This window comes from Polaromonas sp. P3_C2, assembly GCF_056402675.1.
In genome coordinates this window covers 1-1,473 of record NZ_JBFUGX010000870.1, presented here as the reverse complement: position 1 = coordinate 1,473, position 1,473 = coordinate 1, and the positions used below count along the sequence as shown (strand labels likewise).

At 58.4% G+C, this 1,473-nt stretch carries 2 protein-coding genes; one reads left to right on the top strand and one right to left on the bottom strand.

The features are described from left to right. The coding region (gene xseA, locus AC1DWI_RS22890) for an exodeoxyribonuclease VII large subunit (protein ID WP_477725877.1) at positions 1 to 537 on the bottom strand (537 nt) is incomplete at its 3' end. Between the two features lie 340 nt (positions 538 to 877). Here xseA and AC1DWI_RS22885 point away from each other — a divergent pair. Further along, positions 878 to 1,473: MotA/TolQ/ExbB proton channel family protein (locus tag AC1DWI_RS22885; RefSeq protein WP_477725878.1), on the top strand; the 596-nt coding region annotated here is incomplete at its 3' end.

Here is a 1,473-nt window from a genome sequence, read left to right as displayed (position 1 = left end):
ATGCGGCACACGGCGCTGCAAAGCACTCGTGACATCGTGCAAGGCGGCGGCACCCAGCGAAGTCACCACACCAATGGCGCGGGGCAGCAAAGGCAAAGGCCTTTTACGGCCTGGGTCGAAAAGGCCCTCAGCTTCAAGTCTGGCCTTGAGCAGCAGGAACTGTTCAAAAAGATTGCCCTGGCCTGCCTGGCGCATGGACTCGACCACCAGTTGTAGTTCACCGCGCGGCTCATAAACACCCAGCCGTCCCCGCAGCTCCACCAATTGGCCGTCGCGCGGGGAAAACTCCAGCATCGTGGCAGCGCGGCGAAACATGGCGCAGCGAACCTGCCCCTGTTCATCTTTGAGCGAAAAATAGCAGTGGCCGCTGGCTGCACGCGAAAACCCGCTGATCTCACCCTGCACCGCGACCGGGTTAAATCGGGCTTCAAGGCTGTCCGAAATAGCCCTTAGCAAAGACCCGACGGGCCATACCCGGATGCCCGCGTCGCGCGCTCCCGCTTGCGGCTTCTCGGAAGGAGCCGATGCATCAAACACCCCTAAATCCCTTGGTAATCCGGGTGTAATACTCCACAGAGAGCCGTCCCTCAAGGCTCGACCCCCTGGTTTCGCGCGGATATCGAGATAAATTCGTGTAACTCATTGATTTTGAATAACTTAATTCTGCTCAAAATTTCATCGTTCTGTCACATGCACGATTTGGCGCGGCTTGCAGGCCGCTGCGCCACCACTTGCTAACAAAGTTATCCACAGCTTCTGTGGGCTACGTCCGACACGCGATCACGTTGCGAACATTTAACAGATCAGGCTCAGCCGCAACGAGATGGCAGTTTCTGTAAGCCATAATCCACCACAACTTACTGCCTGGAGATGTGCATTGTTTTCGATCATACAAGCCGCAGGTTGGCCGATTTGGCCCCTGGTTGCCTGCTCTGTCTTGGCCCTTGCTCTGGTTATCGAGCGTTTTACCAGCCTTAAAACCCGAAAAGTCGCCCCCGCCAAGTTGCTTGACGAAGCCATCACCGTCTCCCGCGCCTCCGTCCCCTCACCCGATGTCGTGGCGCAGCTTGAACAAAACTCGCTGCTCGGCGAAGTGCTTGCCAGCGGTTTTCGCGCCCTGAACACCAATCCAAGGATCAGCGAGGATGACCTGCGTTCCACGCTGGAAGGCGCAGGACGCAAGGCGGCCCACAAGCTGGAACGATACTTGGCAGCCCTGGCGACCATCGCCTCTGCCGCCCCCCTGCTCGGCCTATTGGGCACAGTCATCGGCATGATCGAGATTTTCGGCTCCCAGGCAGGTGGTGGAGGTGTGAGCAATGCCGCTGGCGGCAACCCTGCCCAGTTGGCGCAAGGCATTTCGATTGCGCTCTACAACACGGCTTTCGGCCTGATGGTGGCCATTCCCTCGCTGATTTTCTGGCGCTATTTCCGGGCGCGAGWGGACGGATATCTGCTGACGATGGAGCTGGC